At 67.8% G+C, this 21,127-nt stretch carries 13 protein-coding genes; 7 read left to right on the top strand and 6 right to left on the bottom strand.

What is annotated here, in order from left to right:
- Positions 1-25 precede the first annotated feature (25 nt).
- From ACWEQO_RS16230 to ACWEQO_RS16210, 5 genes are all read right to left on the bottom strand, one after another.
- Complete coding sequence (locus ACWEQO_RS16230; RefSeq protein WP_452983409.1) at positions 26-433, bottom strand: DUF742 domain-containing protein; 408 nt, start codon at positions 431-433, stop codon at positions 26-28.
- The gene (locus tag ACWEQO_RS16225) at positions 430-945 is read right to left on the bottom strand and encodes a roadblock/LC7 domain-containing protein (protein WP_452983406.1); all 516 of its coding nucleotides are present in this window, start codon (positions 943-945) and stop codon (positions 430-432) included. Before ACWEQO_RS16225 ends, ACWEQO_RS16230 begins: the two co-directional genes overlap by 4 nt.
- A 67-nt stretch (positions 946-1,012) precedes the next feature.
- Positions 1,013-2,530, bottom strand: a complete 1,518-nt coding sequence (locus ACWEQO_RS16220; protein ID WP_452983403.1) for an ATP-binding protein — start codon at positions 2,528-2,530, stop codon at positions 1,013-1,015.
- Positions 2,531-2,558: 28 nt separating this feature from the next.
- Positions 2,559-4,460, bottom strand: a complete 1,902-nt coding sequence (locus ACWEQO_RS16215; protein WP_452983400.1) for a glycoside hydrolase family 15 protein — start codon at positions 4,458-4,460, stop codon at positions 2,559-2,561.
- A gap of 221 nt (positions 4,461-4,681) precedes the next feature.
- Positions 4,682-5,080 carry a DUF6415 family natural product biosynthesis protein gene (locus ACWEQO_RS16210; protein WP_452983397.1) on the bottom strand — a complete coding sequence of 133 codons (399 nt, stop codon included), beginning with the start codon at positions 5,078-5,080 and terminating at the stop codon, positions 4,682-4,684.
- Positions 5,081-5,371: 291 nt separating this feature from the next.
- Here ACWEQO_RS16210 and ACWEQO_RS16205 point away from each other — a divergent pair, with 291 nt between their 5' ends.
- Positions 5,372-6,760 (top strand): Tat pathway signal protein, encoded by a 1,389-nt coding sequence (locus ACWEQO_RS16205; protein WP_452983394.1) that lies wholly within the window; start codon positions 5,372-5,374, stop codon positions 6,758-6,760.
- A 75-nt stretch (positions 6,761-6,835) separates the two neighbouring features.
- A complete protein-coding gene (locus tag ACWEQO_RS16200) occupies positions 6,836-7,321 on the top strand; it encodes an SAM-dependent methyltransferase (protein WP_388283352.1) in 486 nt (161 codons plus the stop codon).
- Positions 7,322-7,444: 123 nt separating this feature from the next.
- Here the strand turns inward: ACWEQO_RS16200 and ACWEQO_RS16195 are convergent, their stop codons facing one another.
- A complete protein-coding gene (locus ACWEQO_RS16195; protein WP_388283354.1) occupies positions 7,445-7,951 on the bottom strand; it encodes an ATP-binding protein in 507 nt (168 codons plus the stop codon).
- Positions 7,952-8,270: 319 nt separating this feature from the next.
- Between ACWEQO_RS16195 and ACWEQO_RS16190 the strand changes: the two genes are divergently transcribed.
- From ACWEQO_RS16190 to ACWEQO_RS16170, 5 genes are all read left to right on the top strand, one after another.
- Positions 8,271-9,686, top strand: coding sequence for an XRE family transcriptional regulator (locus ACWEQO_RS16190; RefSeq protein ID WP_452983390.1), 1,416 nt, complete (start codon positions 8,271-8,273; stop codon positions 9,684-9,686).
- 32 nt (positions 9,687-9,718) lie between these two features.
- Positions 9,719-10,624: a phosphotransferase gene (locus tag ACWEQO_RS16185; protein WP_401459164.1), complete on the top strand. Its 906-nt coding sequence runs from the start codon at positions 9,719-9,721 to the stop codon at positions 10,622-10,624.
- Positions 10,625-11,133: 509 nt separating this feature from the next.
- The gene (locus ACWEQO_RS16180) at positions 11,134-16,140 is read left to right on the top strand and encodes a hypothetical protein (RefSeq protein WP_452983387.1); all 5,007 of its coding nucleotides are present in this window, start codon (positions 11,134-11,136) and stop codon (positions 16,138-16,140) included.
- A 158-nt stretch (positions 16,141-16,298) separates the two neighbouring features.
- Positions 16,299-19,841: a hypothetical protein gene (locus tag ACWEQO_RS16175; RefSeq protein WP_452983384.1), complete on the top strand. Its 3,543-nt coding sequence runs from the start codon at positions 16,299-16,301 to the stop codon at positions 19,839-19,841.
- Positions 19,842-20,039: 198 nt separating this feature from the next.
- The gene (locus tag ACWEQO_RS16170) at positions 20,040-21,098 is read left to right on the top strand and encodes a hypothetical protein (RefSeq protein ID WP_452983381.1); all 1,059 of its coding nucleotides are present in this window, start codon (positions 20,040-20,042) and stop codon (positions 21,096-21,098) included.
- Positions 21,099-21,127: the final 29 nt, after the last annotated feature.

Here is a 21,127-nt window from a genome sequence, read left to right as displayed (position 1 = left end):
CGGGTGCGGCGAAACCGTGGTCGGGTCATCCGGCCTGGGGATAGGCGACGGCATCAGGCCACTTCCTCTTCAAGCCCGCTGAAAGGGCTGCCAGCAGTTGGGTAGACGGACCGGAGCCCGCACCGGTATCGGCATAGGACTGAGTCAGGGGGACGACGAGGGCATCGGCGTCCAGGAGGTCGGAGACGAGCACTTTGACGGCGGTGGCGGGCCGGCCGAGTCGGCCCGCCAGTTCGACCACCGACCGTCGGCGCTCCCGGCACAGGGCGAGGATCTCCTCGCACTCCTCGACCTGTGCCGGGCCTGGCCTTCCCGGTCCCGCCTCCAGCACGGTTTCCAGGCCGAGCAGGTGCCGCGGCTTGGTACGCCCGCGCGTCAGCGTGTAGGTCCGCACGAACGCCGACTCCTCGGCCGCGCGGCCGTACGTGCTCACCGGACCTCTCCCCCCGTGCCGACGCGGATGGGGATCAGCATGTAAGGGGCGAACTTCGCCACGAGCCGACCCATCTCGAAGCCGACGGTGCCCGCGTCGGCGTCCCTGGTGGCGATGACGGCGAGGATCGTGTCCACCTCACCGCGTTCGTTACCGGGGTGGTTGTCGAAGGCCGCGCTGCGCCCAGCGCTCTGGACGAAGAACAGGCAGTCGTCTCGCTCGACGATGACCTGCCGGGCCGGCCTCTTCTTGTGGCTGGGGCCGGTGATGTTCGCCGCGAGGGAGGCAACCCCGCTGAAGGCGGCCGACAGTTCGTCCGCCCAGTCCTTGTCGACGTCGCTGTCCAGCAGCCGCAGTCCGTCGCGCGAGAGCAGGACGGCGTGCGTGACGCCCGGCGTCTCAGAGGCGAACTGACGCAGCAGCCAGACCATGCTGTCCCGCTGTCCGCTTGTCGTCGTCGCGGATGCGGGCGTGCCGCCGGTCACGTTGTTCATCGCGGGGTGGGTGCTCATGGGGATCGCTCCAGAAGGGGGAAGGGCCAGTGGGTGTACCTGGCCACCGGGAACGCGGAAGGAAGGGTCACGGGGTGGGGTGTTCCGTCGAGGCGGGAGGGGAACCGGCGGTGCCGCCGGCCTGGAGGCCGCTGCGGAAGGCGGCTGCGAGCCCAGGCGTTGCCGCGGACACGGGGGCTTGCTCCCGCTCGTGTGAGGGTCGGAAAGGTTCCGACCGACGCGTGCGCGTGGGCAGAGCGGGCGCGTCGGCCGACTGACCTGCCTCTGCGGTCGATGCCCCAGCGGCGCCGGGGCGTGCGACCTGCCCCACCCCCGGGGCGGCAGGAGTCGCGGCAACCTGCTGCGGCTGCCGCCCGGAGGGCCGGACTTCCTCGGGCGGCAGCGCGCCCGCATCGTCGACCGGTGGAATCGCTACCAGGAGCCGTGCCGGTATGACGACCAGGGCAGTGGTGCCCCCCGTCACGTTCTCCTGCAGGAGGACGGACAGCCCGTGTGACCGGGCGATCAGCGCAGCGACCAGCAAGCCGAGCTGTCCGGCCCGGACTTGGCCGCTGACGTCGACCTCGTCCGGGGCCTTGAGTAGATGGTTCATCTGCGCCCGCGTCTGCGGATGCATGGGGATGGCCCGGTCCTCGACCTCGATGGCCAGCCCGTTCGCCACCCGCTGCGCCCGTACCATCACCTTCGTCGCCGGATCGGAGCACTCGCAGGCGTTCTCGATCAGCTCGGCCAGCAGGTGCGTCAGGTCCGGACCCACATGGCCGGGCAGACCCAGCTCGGCGCCCACGGACCCGGCCGCGACAGCGACCCGCGGATATTGCACGACCTCGGAGACGGCGCCGCGCAGGGCTGTCGTGACAGGAACGGGCCGGCGCACGCTGCGCAGGGACTGCCCGCCCAGCACCGCCGTGCTCTCCACCTGGCGGCGCATCCGCGTCACGAGGTGATCAATCTCGAAGATCGCGGCCAGCAGCTCCGGGTCGTCGGTCAGCATCTCCAGCCGACTCAGTGCCTGGAGTGCCTTGCTGACCAGGGTGTGCTCCCGCATGGCCAGGCGGCGCAGTACCTCCAGGAGGACCACGGACTGGGACTGGTCGTGCACGCGGATCAGCGACGCGATGGCCTGCGCCTGGAGGGCACTCAGCGCGTTGTCGATCTCGGCGTTCGCAGTGGGCGACTGCGGTGTCTGCGGGTCGGACAACGGTGGGCGCTTTCCACGGCACAGCTCGTCCGCCGACCATCGCACCGACTTCTCGACGGCTGCCGCTGCCCCTGCGACCGCTTTCAGTGCCGCAGTCTGGGACTCCTCCACGGCCGACTGCACGGCTCTGGCGACGGTGCGCGCTCCGCGTGCCGCCACCGTGACGACGCCCGCCAGTCCGCAGATGAGGCCGGTCAGGACCCAGCCGGGGCCTACTGCGGACACCGATCGGAGAGCGAAGGCGGCGACCAGCACCGCGGCCAGGAGCACCAGGGGCAGTGCCACGGCGCGCCGGGCGAGGTGCAGCGTGTTCGCGTCGACCAGGGGCCGCCGTCTGCGGTGGCCGGTAGCGGCTGGCCGTGCCGGGAAGGCGCTGTCAGACATCGGAATCCTCGTCAAGGGGTGGGGGTGGTCAAGCGTGCTGCGGCGTCAGGTCTGCGGCGCTCTGGCGCGTGCTGCGGGAGGTCGAGCGGGGCGCCGGAACCGCTACCGCGCCGTGCTGGCGGGAGGGCCCCGTCGTCAGGAGCTGAAGGAGCAGGGCACTCTGGATCAGGCCCATGTGGCTGAACGCCTGCGGGAAGTTCCCGAGCTGGCGCTGCCGGACGGGGTCGTACTCCTCCGCCAGGAGCCCGAGGTCGCTGCACAACGCCAGGAGACGCTCGAACAGGGCACGGGCTTCATCGAGGCGGCCGGTCAGGGCCAGGCCATCGACGAGCCAGAAGGAGCACAGGACGAAGGTGCCCTCATTGCCCTTCAAACCGTCCACCCCAGTGCGCTTGCCGCGGGTCCGATACCGATGCACGAGCCCGTCGTCCGTGGAGAGTTCACGACGTACGGCGTCCACGGTGCCGATGACGCGTGGGTCGTCGGGCGGCAGGAAGCCGGTGCGGGGGATGAGTAGCGTGGCGGCGTCCAGTCCCTTCGAGCCGTAGGACTGGGTGAAGGTGTTGCGCACCGGGTCGAAGCCTTTGTCACAGACCTCCCGGTGGATCGTCGCCCGCAGTTCGACCAGGGGGGCCAGGTCCATGTCGAGCGCGCCGGCTTCGGCCAGGCGGATGGTGCGGTCGACGGCCACCCAGGCCATCACCTTGGAATGGACGAAGTGCCGGCGGGCCCCGCGGATCTCCCAGATTCCCTCGTCGGGCTCCTGCCAGCGCTGCACCAGGTGCTCGACGAGCCGCTGGTGTAGGACTGCGGTGTCGGCGCAGTGGGCGACACCGCTCTGATGCGCGAGATACAGGGTGTCGATCACCTCGCCGTACACGTCCAGCTGCAGCTGATCCGCCGCGCCGTTTCCGACCCGGACCGGGGCCGATCCCTCGTACCCGGGAAGCCAGGGAAGCTCCCGTTCCCGCAGATCACGCTCCCCGGTGATCCCGTACATAATCTGCAGGTTCTCCGGGTCGCCAGCCACGGCACGCAACAGCCAGCGCCGCCATGCCTGCGCCTCTCGCCGGTATCCGGTCCCCAGCAGCGCGGCCAGGGTCGTGGCGGCGTCGCGCAGCCACGTGTAGCGGTAGTCCCAGTTCCGGTTGCCGCCGATCTCCTCGGGCAGCGACGTGGTCGGCGCCGCGACGATCCCGCCGCTCGCCCCGTACGTCATCGCCTTCAACGTGATCAAGGACCGGACCACGGCCTCGCGATAGGGCCCGTCGTAGGTGCACTCCTGCGTCCAGTCCTGCCAGAAGTCGAGCGTCTCAGCGAGCACGGCCTCCGAATCAAGAACGTCGGGCGCGGCGGCGTGGGACGGGCACCAGCTGAGCACGAACGCCACGCTCTGCCCGGCCCCGATGACGAAGGCGCCGACGACCACACCGTCCTTCTCCACCTGCGGAACGCAGGTGTCGAGCCACAGAGCGTCCACGCCGGCCTCCGCGACCATGCGCCCACCGACCTCGTGGATCCACGGGCTGACGCTGCCGTACCCCGGCCGAGGACGCATGGCCGAGACCATCTCCACCTCGCCGCTCAGGCCCTCGACGATCCGGATCACCTGCGGGATGCCGTCGCGCGGCGGCATGAAGTCCAGGACGCGGACCGAACCCGCCGGGGTGCGCCACACCGATTCGAGGACGAGCGAGTCACCGCGGTACTGGCGCTCAGCGACCTTCTCTGAGCCGCTCCGGCCTGCGGACGAGGCCGGTGCGATCTGCCAGGAGCCGTGCTTCTGCGTACCCAGGAGCCTGGCGAAGACAGCTGGCGAGTCGAAGCGGGGCAGGCACAGCCAGTCGATCGAACCGTCATCGCAGACGTGGGCGCTGGTCTGCGTGTCGCCGATCAGGCCATACTGCTCGATACGCGGAAGGCGTTTCATCGTGTAGATCTCCGTTGAGCCCCGCGAACGGGGTGGGCTTCAGGGCCGTCAGAGGCGGCCGGTGAACTGTCGGTGAGGCGGGGCATCGCCGGGGCGGTGACTCGATCTGCGCAGGTGAGGTCTCCTCGCCGACTTGCGGGGACTGACGGGGCGGTCACCGCAGAGAGCCAGCCACGCTTTGGGACCGAGGATCAGGGCGATCAGAACCGCTCCGGTGTCGGTCATGCCCGCGGTACGGAGGCAGCCAGGACGAGGCAGGCGAGTGCGAGGGCGAGGGCGAAGACCGCGCCACGCGGGATGTTGATTCGAGGCGTCCACCGACGCCGTCCTTGCTGCTGCTTCGCACGGCCGCTGCCGCAGGTCTCCGCTGTCGCGGCGAGCTCCTGGGCGGCCTTTGCGAGTTGGACCAGGTACACCCTGCTGGGCACATAGCCGTCGGGGACCCCCGTCGAGCCGAGTTGCTGGGCGTGGCGCAGCACTGGTGTCTCCTTCGGCACCATGACGCCGAGTCGGTGGATGTGACCCCGCAGTCGCCTCGCGAGGTCTTCCACGTCAGCAGCGGTTTCCGGCAGCGGTGATTCCTCGTCCAGCACGAGCGCCACCGTCTCTGCCGTGGCCATCGCTTGATCGCGTCGCCGGACCGGCTCGTCAGTGACGCGAGCCTTCCTGTTGGGCGCGGCGCGTTGACCGTCCGCCTGCCGTGGAGCCAGCGAAAGGCGCATGTCACAACTCCTGTTCGAATCAAGCCAAGTTGACTGGGGTTCACCGTGCGGCGGCGTCGGTTGTCGTGCAAAGTGAGTGATCTGGTCGCTACGTTGAGCGAACCGTGATTCGCTGCCGAGAGGTATGCCTGCGCGACTCCCGGGGCCGTCAAAGGCGTCAAAGATCATTTCGGAACCGAGGGGCAGCCCATGGCCCGTGCGCGAAACGAAGCCCTTGCCGCACTTCTGCGTGAAGCTGGCTGGTCCCAGCCACGAGCAGCCGCAGCGTTTGCCCGGGTGGCCGCGGAGAGCGGGGTGCGTGAGCTGGAGGCGATCTCCCGCTCGCACATCGCCATGTGGGTGCAGGGCACACAACCGAGTGGCCAGGCACCTCATATCCTGCGCGAGACGCTCTCCCGTAGGCTCGGCCGCCACCTCACCCTGGCCGACCTCGGGCTGGAAGGTGAAGCCGCAGGCCGAACCAACAGCGGTTCCGACTGGAGCGTCGACCCTCTGACCGTGCTGGCCGAGCTGGGAAGCGACGACCTCGATATGCACCGACGTAAGCTGCTGGCGACCGCCGCGTACTCGGCCGCTGGCCTCGCCTTGCCCACCGCCTCGTGGTGGGCAGCCGCCCCCGCCGCGGCGGCAAAGCGGCCGGCGGTCTCCCCGCGACCGGTGACCCAGGCTGACATCGACGATGTCCGGGGCCTGACGACTTTCTACTCCGCGCGAGACCAGCAGCGCGGCGGATCCGCCGGCCGCTCGGCCCTGGCCGGCCACCTTCGCGACGAAGCGGTGCCCCTGCTCGGCAGCAGGTTCCGCACGGAACAGCTCCGCCGCGACACGTACTCGGCCGTGGCGGAGATGACCTACCTCGCCGGCTGGATGGCCTTCGACGCCTCCGAACACCGCGCCGCCCAGCGCTACCTCACCCTCGCCGCCCGCATCGCGGCCGAAGCCGGCGACGGACCGCTCGGCGGCCACATCCTGCGCGCCCTCGCCCACCAAGCCGTGGACCTCGGACATCCGCGTAGGGCACTCGCTCTGGCTGACGCCTCCATGTCCCGCGACCGCTACGGCCAGGCGAGCCCCCGGGAGAAAGCCCTGCTCGCGATCGTCCACGCACGAGCCCTGGCGGCCGACGGTGACCGCCCCGCAACCCTCGCGGCCATCAGCCGCGCAGAGCGGGACCTCGCTCGAGCTGACAACAACGAGGCGCCGGGCCGCGTGGGCTTCTTCCAGGAAGCATCCCTTGCCCACGAGACAGCCTGTGCCCTGCGCGACCTGGGCCAGCCGCTCGACGCAGAGATCCACTTCAAGCGCAGCGTCGCAACCCGACGCCGCCAGCAGTACGCCCGCACCCACAGCGTGACCCTCGGCTACCTCGGCACCGTACAGGTGCAGCAGGGCCACGTCGACGAGGCGTGCGCGACCTGGAGCCGTGCTCTGGACGCCATGACCGGAGTGCAATCCGGACGGGCCCGGGACGTCATCGTCCGCATGCGGAGCGACCTGTCTCCCGTGCGCGGCCGCGGCGGCCGTCACATCGCGGAGCTCGACCGCCGCGCCCGGGAGACGCTGCGAGCCATAAGCTGACACTCGATCATGTCGGCGTCCTGCTGCGGGGCGTCCGGCCGTGCCGGCAGTCAGAGGGATGGAGAGGGAAGAACGGTGCCCAGCTACGAGGTCAGCTCGATCGCCACGGTCGTCGGAGGCCACACCCAGGTCCTGGACGACTACCAGGGCGGCGTCCGCTCGATCATCCGGTTCAACGACGAGTACCCGCTGGAGACCCTCCGGGGCATCGAGGAGTTTTCGCACCTCACCGTGGTTTGGCGCTTCCACCGGGCACGCCCCGAAGACGTGCAGTTGCACGCCCGCAGCCCGCGCGGCGACGCCCGATGGCCAGCGACCGGCACCTTCGTGCACCGCAACCACCGCCGCCCCAACCAGCTCGCGATCAGCTTCCCGCGCCTGCTCGACGTCGACGGCCGGGACCTTCATGTCACCGACCTCGACGCGGTCGACGGCACCCCCGTCCTGGACCTCGCCCCGTACTTCCAGCAGATGGGCCCGCGAGGGCCGATCCGCCAGCCGGCCTGGCCCGGTGAGATGCTCGCCCCGACCTACTGGAGCGACGCTGGCGAGCGCCCGTAGTCGTGTTGAGAGCAGCGAGGGACCCTTCAGGCGGCCACTCGGCTCGTCGAGTACGCACGGCATGAAGACTCCCGGTGTCACAGGAAGCCGGCAGGTTTGGAGGTTTTTCGACGACATGGGTTGTTACGCCGATCGGGGGAGGAGACCAGCGGACTCCGGGCAACGGAAGACGGCCCACACGCCCTTGCCAGTGACCCCTTGGGCGTTTTCTCGCGGCGCTGCCGTCCAGTAGTCGGCCACCACGTCGACGAGCTTCAGACCGCGGCCACAAGTGGCATGGAGGGCAGGCCGAACGGCCGCCACGGGCGCCTCGTTGGAGTTGTCAGTGACCAGAACACCCAGCGCTCTGCCCGGCTTGAAGGCCAGCGCGATACCGACGTGCTCGCTGTCGTCCGCCAGCCGGGTTCGGCCGTGCAGCACCGCGTTGGTGACGAGCTCGCTGACAGCCAGTACCACCCCGTCGGTGAAGCTCCCCGCCTCGGGGAAGCGCCAGCCGAAGAGCTGCTGCCGGACGAAGGACCGCGCGTCGCGAATCGACGCCGGCGTGCTCTCGACCTCGATTGCCGCACGCTCGATTCCCTGACCATCGGCCAGCTCCGCCAGGACCGTGTGGTACGGCGAGGACGTCATCGATCCACCTCCCTGTGGGTGACGAACGCCGCGCCTTCCGCCGCAAGGCGCGGTGGGAGACGACGGCGAATGCAGGCCCGGCGACCGGGCGTTCCACGCCACCGGCCGGCGAGCGGTTCGTCGGGCTTCTGGGAGCAGCAAGGTTCGCCCCCACCGGTATCGACGAACAACAGTCACCCTGCGCCGATCAGTCACTTCTTGCTTGCAGGTGACTGATCCGGTCGCCAGGCCGTCGAATCAGTCACTGATCCCGCGGATGGGGGAGTGCCTCACCGATACGCTGCCCGGACTAGGAGCAGGGCGAGTTGGAGGAGGGGCCTTGGATCACAAGCCGCACCGTCCGTCCTGTGCACAGCGGTTACGCGAGGACGCCGCCGACCGTAGAGAGCCGGTCCAGGAAACCGCCCATCGGATCCACGCCCACTGCGGTGTGACGCTGCTCCGCGCGCATCGCCTGGCGCGGGGACTGACCCTGCAGGAGGCCGCCGACGGCCTCAACACACTCGGAGCGCGGTACGAAGCAGCGCCCCGGGCGGACGGTGATCAACTGGGTCACTGGGAAAAGGGCCGACAGCCCCGCCCGGTCACCGTGGACCTGCTGTGCGAGTTCTACGCGAGCACGGTCCAGGACCTGGGACTGCGCGGAAGCAGCCAGTCCTCCTCGCCGGACGAGCCTCCGGCTGACGAGAGGGCGCCGGCACGGAGACCCCAGCAGGCACTCACCCCCGCGGTTGCCCCACGACGCGCGGCGGACACGGTTTCCCTCTCCTTCGAGCAACAGATCGACGCCGCCCGGCGCTCGGTCGACCGCACCCTTGCGGTGGGCACAGTGACGCCCACGCAGCTGGACCTGCTCGACGAGCAGCTGCTGTGGGCGCGCGAACAGTACGTCTACACGCCGCCCGCACCGATGATCGAGATTCTGCTGGGCCACCTGTTCGAGGTCGAGGACCTGGCCGCCCACCGTCAGCCGGCCGCCATACAGGTCCGGCTCTCCGAACTCACAGCGATGATCGCCACACTGATTGCCGACGCCCTGATGAAACTCGGGCACCTCCGCCGGGCGCAATCCTGGTACGCCACCGCCCGCAGCGCGGCCGACGACAGCGGCAACACCGAGCTGCGCGCCCGCGTCCGCGCACAGGCCGCCATGCTCCCCTACCACTACGGCCCGATCGAGGCCGCGGTCGCCCTGTCCAGAGAGGCACGGATTCTCTGCCGCAACCGGCCCACGCCCACCGCCGCCTTCGCCTCGGCCGCCGAGGCACGGGCCTTGGCGAAGCTTGGCCACGTGGAGGGAGCGGAAGCCGCCCTTCGGCAGGCCACCGAGATCTTCGAGCGAAGTCACGCCAGAGCGGACACGGGCAACGACGCCTTCGCCTTTCCCGAGCGGCGCTTCCTCCTCTACATGAGCGGTACCCTCACCGCCCTCCGGCGGACCGCCGAAGCCCGACGCGTCCAGGAGAACGCGCTCGCCCTGTACTCGGAAAAGACCGGCATCGACCCGGCCCTCCTCCACTTCGAGGCAGCCCTCTGCCTCGCCCACGAACACAGCACCGAGGAAGCATGCCAACTGGCGACCGCCACGTTCCTACGGACGGATCCGGCGCATCGGACCCCTATCGTCGAGGAGCGGGCGCGGGAGGTCGTGGAAGTCCTGCCGCCGCGCGTTCGAGGCAGCCGTGCGGCGCGGGAACTGCGCGAAATTCTCGCGCTTCCTCCCGGCCAGATGTGACACTCGGCCATGTGTCCGCGAGCCTGGAACGCATGAGAGAGATGGCGCCGGCGCCCGGCGGGTACGACGAGGCCGAGATGCACCGGATCCTGGAACGGGCGTGCGCTGCCGCCGGTCTCGACAGCCGCGGTTCCCGCCTCCTCCGCGGCCACACCAACGCGGTTGTCCTACTGGAGAAGGAACAAGTCGTCGCGAAGATCGCCCGCAAGGGCTCCCGGGTCGAAGACGTGACCCGCAAGGTCGAGTTCGTCAGGCGGCTCATGGCCGCGGGCTTCCCCACCGTTCCGCTCCACCCCGTCGACCAGCCCGTCCTCGTCGACGGCCACGCGGTCACCTTCTGGACCTACCTGCCCCAGCCCGAGCAGCCCGTGGAGGCCCAGCAACTGGCCCAGCCCCTCCGCGAGCTCCACAACTTGCCCCTGCCACCGCTTTGCTTCCCCAAGCACGACAACGTCGGGGCCATCCGACGCTCACTGTCCGCCATAACATGCCTGCCGCCTGACGCCATCCGATTCATGGAAGCGCAGACGGACCTCCTCGCAGCCGAGCTCCGAGACATCCGTTTCCCCCTGGCCCGAGGGCTGATCCAAGGCGATCCCCAGCACCGGAACGCCCTCCACGCCCCGGACGGCAGGGCGGTCCTGTGCGACTGGGATACGGTCGCCTACGGCCAGCCCGAATGGGACCTGGTCACGATCGAGGTGCACTGCCGCCGCTTTGGCTTCGACCAGCACCATTACCGCCGCTTCGCCGACGTCTACGGCTGGGATGTCACCGCTTGGCCGGGCTACCCGGTACTTGCGGGACTGCGCGAACTACGCATGATCACGACCAACGCCCGAAAGGTTCACCACGCGCCAGCGAGCCTTGCTGAGGTGCAGAGGCGGGTGGAAGCACTACGGAAAGGCGATCGGGCGTTCCGGTGGAACATTCTCTGATGGGGCTATCTGAACTGCGGCGCGGCTTCCTTGCTGCCCGGTCCTCGATCGCGGCCAAGAGGTCGACTGCCGGTGATATTGATCAGAAACGCTTTGGATTCATACTCGTTCGCCGTGCGTGAGTGATCTGGTGGGGGATGCGCGGAGCTGGTCACCGGACGCGCTGGGAGGAAACCACCCCGGTACGGACGGATGAGCGGGTGCGATCGCAAATCAGGCGCCCGGAAGAGTCACAGGCACACGAACCACACAGTCACCGACCGCATCGTGTGCGCCAGCGTGTTCGATCTCAGACCAGTCCGGTCCCGGGTCGGACTCCCAAGCCGATGCCGTCACTCACTTCATGACCGGCAGCGCGCAGGTCAGCACCGGCCACAACGGAATTTTCGCGCCTGATCTACACCGAGCTGCCGGTCCATCGGCACAGGAGGGCTTGGTGTGTCAGTGCAGCCCTCTACGCTGGGATCCGACACGCGCATAGTGGGGCGGCGGGACGGTCGAGGACGGCAGTGGCATCGAACGACAGCAGGGCACACAACTGGCAGAGCATCCGTGAGTGGGACGGAAGCCAGCATCGCGCGTTCGAGGAGCTCTGCTTCCAGCTCCGGACGCCGGCGCCTCCGGGCTGGGAGACGATCAAGACTGCTGCTCCGGACGGCGGCGTCGAATGGTATGACCAGGCGCCCGACGGCAGTGCTGCGCACGGATACCAGGTCAAGTTCGTCCACAACATCGACGATCTCATCCCTCAGGCGAAGAAGAGCGCCAAGACAGTCGGCGAGAACATCGCGAACCGGAAGATTGTCCGGCTTGAGTTCCTCGCTCCCTTCGACCTCTCCGACCCCACCCCTGTCACCCCGCGCGGGAAGGCGCGTACCGGTGCGAGGGAGCGGTGGAACAGCAACGTCGCCCAGTGGAAGAAGGACCTGCCCGGCCTTGCCGGCGTGGATATCCGCTATGTCGGTGGCGGTGAGCTGCTGGAGCGGCTGACCCGCCCTGGAAATGAGGGACGTCAGTGGTTCTTCTTCGAACGGCGGGCGCTGGGCAGCGAGTGGTTCAGGGAACAGGTCACGCTTGCTGAGCGTCTGGCCGAGGCACGGTACACACCCGAGCATCATGTGACGTTGCCCCTTGCGCGCGTGGCGGATGCGTGCGCCCTGCCGCAGGAGTTTTTGAGGCAGGGCGTCCAGCGATCCCGGGATCTGCAGGCCGCTGTGGTGACCCTCCTTTCCGAGATGACGCGCTGGTACGACAGCTATCCCGCGCCGGCCAGCAGCCCCGACCATCAGGCGCTGTCGCGGTGGGTGCATGCGTGGACGCCCGCGTTGCGGGAAGGCGCCCACACCTTGGTCCACGATCTGTCCGCTGCATCCGCAACGTCCGGTTTCCCCGCCGAGCAGAGTTCTGCTGTGGTGGAGGACATGCTGGAGCGGCTGGGTGAGTTTAAGGACCTGGCTGATCGGTTCGCCGAGGAAGAGCCCAAAAGCGACGACGCCACACCTGCGGCCGGACGGGGTGCAAACGCTCCGGTGACCGCGGTGCGGAGCGTGCAATGGTTGTGCGAGCGCGCTCTGGCTCGGGCCTTCGACGCCTGCGAGCGTCTGGACGGCTTGTTGCGGAGTTCCGCTGCCCAGGCAGCGGAGAAGAAGACCTGGCTGCTCGTGGGGGAGGCAGGGCAGGGCAAGACGCATTTGCTGGTCGACGCCGCGCGACGGGCCGTGGACGAGGGCCGTCCGGCGCTGGTGGTGTTCGGGCAGGAGCTCACCGGGCACAACACGCTGAGTGAGATCGCGCAGAAGCGTGGCCTGGGGCCGCTTGCCGAGCGGGACTTCCTCCAGGCGATGGATGCCGCTGGCGCGGCCAGCGGTTGCCGCTTCCTGTTGATCATTGATGCGCTCAATGACTCCGACGACGCCGGGAACTGGAAGAGCGAACTGCTCGCGCTGCAGGTGCGTCTGGCCGGGTACCGGCACATCGCTTTGTTGGTGTCCTGCCGCTCGACCTTCAAGTCGATCGTCGTGCCTGATCGTTTCGATGTGCCGGCGTCCGTGCACTCCGGCTTTGCCGGACGGGAGATGGAGGGGCTGGAGAGCTACCTGCGGGGTGTGGCGGCGGTTCTTCCAAACACTCCCCTGCTGGCCTCGGTCTTCACCAACCCTTTGTTCGTGAAGCTGTACGCAGACAGTCTGATTAAGAGCCTGGAGCGTGGCGGCTCGGGCGGCCATCCGCGTGACCGAAGCGCGGTGTTCGACGCCTATGTCGACCACCGTGCGGAGACCATCTGCTCCCGGCTCGGGCTCGATCCTCTGGAGCGGCCCGTGCACCGTGCGGTGGACGCCCTGGCGTCGCGCATGGCCGACGCACGGCGTTCCGTGCTGCCGCGTGAGGAAGCCCGCGCTCTTGTCGACGCGTACGCTCCGGCGGCCACGGCGTGGCCGGACACGATGCTCGGGCAGCTCCTCGCCCAGGGCCTGGTGTCCAACGAGCGGACCTACAAGGCCGACCAGGCAACCGGTATCGGTTTCCCCTACCAGGCGTTCGGCGACGACCGCGTTATACGGTCGGTCTTCGCCGCCCACCAGGACGAGATCGACGTGCTGTGCGAGGGACGCCCCCTGGCCGCTGATTCCGCGCTGCAGAGCTGGCTGGAGCAGGCTGCTCCGAACTACCAGGAAGCAGCGTCGATTCTCCTGCCCGAGCAAACCGGGTCGGAACTCATCGACCTGCTGGCCGCTTCTCCCGCATCTGCGGAGGCCACAGCTGGCCCCGGCAGTCGCGCGGACGTACGAGGCTACCGGCTGGCCCGCAGCTTTCTGGAAACGCTTCCGCTGCGCAGCACACGCAGCGTCAACGAACGCACCATCCAACTTCTCAACGAGACCGCCGCACGTCACGGACGCAATTCCGACGTGCTGGAGGCCGCGGTGGCGGTCACCGCCGAGCCGGGGCATCTGCTGAACGCCGACCGTCTCCACCGCGTGCTGCTGCGAAAACAGCGGCCCGAGCGCGACGCGTGGTGGGGCGTCGCGACCTACTCCTTGCTGTGGGACGTCACGGCACTGCACCGGCTGCTGCGCTGGGCCGAGCAGTACCCCACCCCGCGCCATTTCCACCCTGCGTCCCTCACGGCCCGGCCTCGGCTCGGGGACCGAACCCGCCGGCCGGTGCAGACGGCCGGAGCCGACCACGAGGAAGTCGTCCGGCTGGCTGCCACGACACTGGTGTGGACCCTGACGTCCTCCAACCGGTTCCTGCGGGACCGGGCCACCAAGGCCCTGGTGCAGCTGCTCCTGGGGCACGGAGACGTTCTCGTCTCCCTCCTGGACAGATTCCTTCACGAGGACGCGGAGAAGATCGACGATCCCTACCTCTTCGAGCGTCTGGCGTGGGTCGGCTACGGAGTCCTGGCCCGTCGCGGCGAGGACGACGACCAGCACGACCTCCTCGGTACAGTCGCCCGGCGGCTCCTCACGTACTCCTACGGCGCCGTTGATTCGCCCGTGCACGCTTCACGGAACGCGCTGCTGTGCGAAGCGGCTACACGCGTTGTCACCTTGGCGCACCGTGCTGGAGCCGTCACCAGCGAGGAAGCAGACGCGGTCAGGCATCCGCACGCCTGCGCTCAGATCGGGCAGGCCCCTGCGGAGGAGGACCTTGACGTGCTCTTCCCTTGGCGGGAACAGAAGGAGTCGCTGTGGGGATCGCTCCGCTCGTCCCTTTCACCGCTGGGAGACTTTGCGGACTACCAGGTCCGGCCAGCCGTGCGCCATTTCAGTTTGCTGCCGCTGTCGACCGACTATCCCCGTCGGCCGGCGTGGCAGCGCGCCGACGATCCTGTCCTAGTCGACCCCGCCCGTATCCCGGCCTTCGCGCAAAGCCTTCCGGAGTCCGTCCGGCCCGCCTTGAGCACACCGGCTGCCGTTGAACAACTCCTCACTGGGAGGAAGGCGAGGGACGTCCTCGACGCGGACCAGTACGCGCTGCTGCGGGCCTGCCGAGTGCCCCCGCCCGACGACGAACGCCTCGCCGCTGCCCACGTCGACGCCGAGTGGGCCGCACGCTGGATCCTCGCCCGCGTCGCCGACCTGGGCTGGACACCTGAACTGTTCGCCGAATTCGACAACATGCGTTCCCGCCACTCTGGCTCTCGCCAGTCACACAAGGGCGAACGGATCGGCAAGAAGTACCAGTGGATGGCCCTCCACGAGCTCGTGGAACGCCTGGCGAACCACCGGCATCCCCACCGGCAGACCGAGCACGACGCCGCCGAATACCCGGGAGCGGCAAGACTGTCGCTGCTCGACATCGACCCCTCCCTTCCTCCGGCCCGACACCCCTTCTCCGACACCGACGACGACAACAGTCCAGACGAAGCCGACCACGCCACCTTCCCGACCGCCGACCCCGCACACCCGCTGGCACCGCCTGTCCCCGACCTGCCCGACGACGAGGGCGTCGACGAATGGATCAGCCGTCCGGACAACCTGCCCGACCTCGACGAACTGGGCATCCGTACCGACAGCCAGGACAGGCAGTGGATCGTCCTCTACGAACAGGCCATGGACGACCACGACGGCCGAGGATGGAACGTCACCCGCGGCCAGGCAGAGCAGTGGCACCGCATCCACAGCTGGCTCGTGCCCGCCCCCCAACTCACCAGCCTGCTGACGTGGCTTGAGGGACGTTCGTTCACGAACCGGCTGATGCCCGAAGGGCTCGATCGCCACAGCCTTCTCCTGGCCGACTTCCCCACCGTCCCCGGGCCCTGGACCGATCCGGAACCCGACGCCTGGCATGTGAGTACCTTTCAGTATGACGAACCCGGTTCCGGTGAGGACGCCTCCCCTATCCCAGGGGACGACGATCTCTCCTCTCCGGAGCCAGCCCCTGGACCACCGGCCTCGGAGGAGAGCGTCGCCATCCTCGCCATCTGGCGGGAGCGCAGGGAAAAGCGCCGGGAAGAGCTGCTCCTGGAGCTCGCAGAGCAGTGGGCGGACGGTCCGATGGAAGACGACGAGGACGACTGGCTGGAGCGCACCCTCGCCGCACAGCCGCAGGGCCAGATGGTGTTCGCCACAGATCCCGATGGGGAACCCGTCACCGCTATTCCGACCGACCAGACATACAACTGGAGTGGTCAGAGCCTGGACTGCTCCCTCGACGCATCCGTCTCCGTGACGCTGCTCAGTGACCCACTCCTGAGAGACAGCAGGCTGCGGCGCGACCCGGACCGCCCCTTCTGGTACGACACCGACGGGCAACTGCAGGTGCAGTACCTGACATGGGACCGCCCGAGCGGCAGGGCTTACAGTCTCCTCGCGTCCAGAGAGTGGCTCGAGCACCACCTCGAGCGCAGCGGCCATTGCCTGGTCCAGGGCATGATCGGTGAACGGCAGCCTGTGACCGCCGAGCACCCGCGTGTCTGGAGAGAGTTCAGCCAGAGCGCCGGCCGCACGACACAGGGACAAGGCAAGCCTGGGACCATCGTCACCGAAATCAAGAAAAGCATCCGGTAGCAGGCTGTCACCGCACTTGGCCCGGGCACGACCGCAGAGCACGGCCCGCACGGCGGCCTGTGCGTCGAGCTGGTCCGATTTTCCCAGCAGACGGCGAGCCGTCCGGCTGTGCGGCTTTCCACATTCGTAGACCTCACATGGTGCGTAGCATATGGGCTGTGAATCTTCCGGCTCGCGTGCGGCAGGCTCTCAACGAATCTGTCCATCCTGCAGAGTTCGAACGGTGCGCTTGCGCCCTGTTGCAGTCCCGGTATCCGGGGTTGTCGGCGGTCGAGGGTGGTCATGACTTCGGCCGTGACGCAGACATCTACTTTCCCTCTGATAGCAATGATCCTCAGGCGCGGGGGCGCCTTATGGTCACCACTGGTGATCCGATCGCCAACGTGCGCAACGGCCTGAATCGGATGCAGGAAGAGGGCTTGCAGGTCGACCTGGTTGTCGTAGCCAGCTCGCGCCCCGTCGACGCTCGCACCCGGAGGGCTCTGGACAAACTGTGCTCGGACCGAGGGCTTCCTCCAGCTCACGTGTACGCCCAGGAGTGGTTCGTTCACCAGTTGGTGCGTGATGCGGCATGGCGGCGGAGTCTGTTGGGTATCGAGGGCCGACTCGGCGCCTTGCTCGACGAGCCTTTGGAGGCACCTCTGGTGGCGAGCCCACCGCCACTGGTGGGCAGAGGGAGTGAGGTTGCGGCCCTGTCTGCTGCGGTGGCTGCCTGCCAGGATGTGGTGCTCGTTGGAGTTCCGGGGGTGGGTAAAACTCGGCTCACCGGTCAGCTCGGAGATCAGGTGGTCTACGTAGAGCCCGCTTCGCTGGCTCACCTTCATGACGACCTGCTTCTGGTGCTGCCGAGAGCAGTGATCGTGGATGATGCTCATGCTCATCCTGACGCGATACGTGTCCTACGACACACCCGTCGACAGACCGGTCTTCTGTTCTCCGCGGTGGTCACAACCTGGCCGGATCGGCTCGATGAGGTGCTTGGCTGGCTGCCCGGGGCGCTGGTCATCAACGTAGGCCTTCTCGAACGGACGGAGATGAACACGCTGGTCACCACTGCAGGTGTCACCGGTCATCGGTCCCGGGCTGCAGTACTCGACCAAGCGGATGGGCGGCCGGGGTGGGCGGTGACGCTGTGTGAGCTACTGGCTAATGGGCAGGGCGGGGACGTCTTCAGCGGTAGAGCGCATGTAGCGCACGTCGAACGGTACCTAAGCGAGGCCACAACATCACACACCGTGCTGGATGCGCTGGCCTGTGTAGCTGCCCTGGGTGGCGCATCGCCGGAAATGCTGTACGCCCTCGCGCCCCTGGTCGGGACAACTCCCGCTGAGTTGTCTGGCATGGTGGAGGGCCTTGCACACAATGGCCTGGTGGAGTCGGTGGAGGACATTTGGCGTCTGCAGCCGGCCCTGTGCGCGCCGCTGGTAGCGCGCTGGTTCTTCACCAGTCCGGTGCGACGGCCGTGGGCCACACTGATGGATGCCTTCCCCGACCACGCGCTTGACCTTGGGTCCGCAGTGATGTCCGCAGCCGATGTATCCCCTTCCTCGCAGGCGCGGACACAAGCAGAGAAGTGGATCCAGTCGCTGTCGGCCCCTACGTCTTGGGACGTCAGCACCTTCGCCGTCGTGGCGCAGTATGCCCGATTGGACACCCGGGCCGCCCAGTTTGCAGTGAACGGGGCTCTGGCCGTGCTGGCCGCTCCCCGCGAACCCGAAGAGCTGTATGGGATGGTCGTCGACCCTCTCGGTGATGCAGCGACCCGGCAACTCATCCAGAGCGCACGTCAGTTCTTGCTGCCGGAAGCGATCGGAGGACTGCTGGTCCTGGCGGTGGGAGACAGGCGGCGTCGGAACTCCACTCCAGATCACCCGCTGCGTGTGCTCAGCGATCTGGCCGGCGTGATCGACCCCGACTTCGGTACGTCACTTGAGATCCGCACCCGTCTGTTGCGGGCGGTGCTCGACTGGATGCGCCGCCATCGCGCCTCGGTCGAGCAATGGAGCGTGGCCACCGAGGCCCTGGCGGGCATTTTCAGCGTCGAGGTATCAGGGAACTGGCCGGATCCAGGGGCACCGAACACAGTCACTCTCGCCCACGGTGTGGACACCGCAGACAATCTCTCGAGACTACTCGGTCTGTGGAAGCAGGTGGTACCGCTTCTGACCTGCGACGCGACAAGCGGGGACGGGATGCCCTGTCCGCCAGTCGCGCTGGTCGCCCTGCTCGACATGGCGCTGGGATGGGTCCGGCTCGGCCTGGGCGTCGCTCCCCGTGGCCAGACTCCCTCCGCCGAGCAGATGCGGTGGGGAGTTGAGGGAGGACGCCGCATCCTTGAGTCACTCCGCCCGTTGCTGCAAAACAGCCCGGGAGCAGTGATGCGCGCTCACCGCGAACTCGCCCGGATGCAGGGCCGGGCTCAAAAGGCTGGCCAGAAGCTGCCCACATTCGACGTCGACTCCGACCTTCAGTCCTTCTGTGAATGGGGAAGCGTGGACTTCACCCATGACTACGAGGCAGCCACCGAGCAAGTGCTCACTCAAGCGAAGACGCTCGCGAAAAGACTGACTGCTCTGGGACCTTGCGCCGGAGTGGCCCGCTTCGGCGAACTGGCCGAGCAGGCACAGGTCGTCGGTGACTACACCGGTTATCTGACAGCCGTCCGCATGGCCGAGCTGATGACCGACCCGGCTGCCTGGTACCAAGCAGCCGCCGAATCAGGTGAAACACTGCTGTTGGGAACCGCCCTGACGCAATGGCTCACCACGGCTCCCAACACTGTGCCGCCATCCGTGTTGCTCACGGCTCTCGACGATGCGGCCTCCCGACCCACTGTCATCAACGCCGTCCTCGCGCGCAGCGTGGTGGATAAGACGGGAGAGCTGGTGATCGACTCGATGCAGGCTGAGGACGCGGCACTGCTCGAGACGCTGATTCGCCACGAGCCCGACGATGTCATGCATCGCCTGCTCATCCACACCATCCCAGCCATCGCCACGAGCGCAGCGATCAGTTTCTCGGTCGGAGTGCCACATGGCCCCGCCCTGCCGGCAGAATGGCAGACATCATGGCGCCGCGCGATGCAGAACCTACGTATCGATCACCTGCCCCCACACAACCAGTGGCGAGCAGGCAAAGTCCTCGCGTACCTCGCGAAACATGACGCCGACACCTTCGAATCCTGGTTCCACGAGCGGCTACAGGACATGACCGCCCAGGGCTGGTACGCCTCGCCGCTCCCGCACGACAGTGATCACATCCTCGCTTACCTCCCACGCCCGCACCGGCTACGTCTAGCCATCCACTGCATCGGCCTGCCCTGCGTTGGCCACAGCGCGCTCATCCATCTCGTCGGCTCGGATACCGAGCTGGCCCAGCACTTGCTCGACGAACACGCGGTAAGCCCGGACAAGCTGGTCGACGCCCTCTTTGGGCAGCGCAATGCAGCTGTAGAGAAGATCGGTCCGCTCCTGTTGGAGCGAGGAGCGAGCGCTGGCAGGATCGCGGCGGCTGTCGCCTGGTGCGACTCCTGGTCAGGGGACCGCTCGCGGATGCACTCTCAGCTTCTGGACTACTTCACCGCTCTTGCCGACCGAGTGCCTGCGCTGCGTGCGGTCGCTGCGGCGGGCTGCGCACAACAAGAGAAGCTGCTCCATCAGGCTGAAGAGCGCGAACGTGCCGCACGAGTCCGTGGACGGTGACCACAGATGCCTTTGCTGAGGGGGCAACGCCCCTGAAGTAACCCAAAGAAGGCAAACATCATCCTCATCATATAAGCCGATCCAGCGCAACGTGATGTACCGCACACGCGCCCGCGGCGGTGGAGAAGGGATGAGTAAGCCTTGGAACCGGAAGGCAGCGCGGTACTGATCACCGCAGTTCCGTGTAGGGGGTTGGCCATGATCAAGGGTGCCGTACTGCGGGGGTATTTATTGGAGGAGGCGCTTGCCTGGCTTCTGCGCTCCTCTGGCTACCGCCTGCTGGTGCACGAGAGCCAGGACCCCGAGGAGCTGGCGACCGAAGGGAACACGCTTCGGGTGCGGGGCCGGGGAGCACTGCATCAGGTGGACGCATTAGGGGAGTTCGCGTTCACACCGGCGTTCTCGATGCCGGTGCGGCTGTTCCTGGAGGCGAAGTTCTACCAGGAGCGCTGCGGACTGGAGATCGTGCGCAACGCCCACGGAGTGCTGCACGACGTGAACGAGAACTTCGTGATGCACGCCGGTAGAAGGCCGCGGCAGCGGTATCAGTACGCGTACGCCCTGTTCTCGACGAGCGGGTTCACGCCGGATGCTCAGAAGTACGCCTTGGCGCACCAGATCTCGCTGGTGGATCTGTCGGGTGCCTCGTTCGCATGGCTGCTTGGGACGATCGGTACCACCGCGTGGACTTTGGAGCAGGCGCAGTTCCACCTCGGGGCGCCCGGGACGTTCCCGGTGACGTGGATGCGTACGGAGCTGCGCAAGAAGTTGGGGACCTGGACCGCGTCTGCGGAGCTGCAGCCGACCCCGGCGCCGGCGGACGGCAGATTCCGGGACGAGGCTGAGGCGGCGATCGCCGGCTTCACAGCCGCGCTCCAGCAGAACAGCGGTGCCGAGTTGCTGTTGGGCTTCCCGTCGGCACCGTTCATCCTGCCGCTGGCCGCCAGCGATCACCTGGCGTTCACCACGTACGCGGATGCCCAGCCGGACCATGCGGTGCGCATTCGGCGACGTGGCAATGGCGGTTCGGCGGAGTGGACGCTGTCGCCGCTGGGTGAGGAAAGCGCGTACGAGCTTGCCTTCAAGCTGCCGAAGCAGGTGGAGGACTGGATCAGTGACGTAGAGGGGAAGGAGCGGCGGCGCGCCCTGGAGGTCAAGGAGCAGTTCCTTTCTGCGATCACGATCTACCGGATGAATGGCGGTGGCGTGCGGGCGTATCAACTGCGCTACGAGGCGAGTTCCCTCTCGCACTTCTGATTCCCAGCGAGGAGGAGAGTGTGGGCCTC

The organism is Streptomyces sp. NPDC004051, assembly GCF_053604275.1.
The sequence above is the reverse complement of the archived record's forward strand: the minus strand, read 5'-3'. Positions and strand labels throughout refer to the sequence as shown.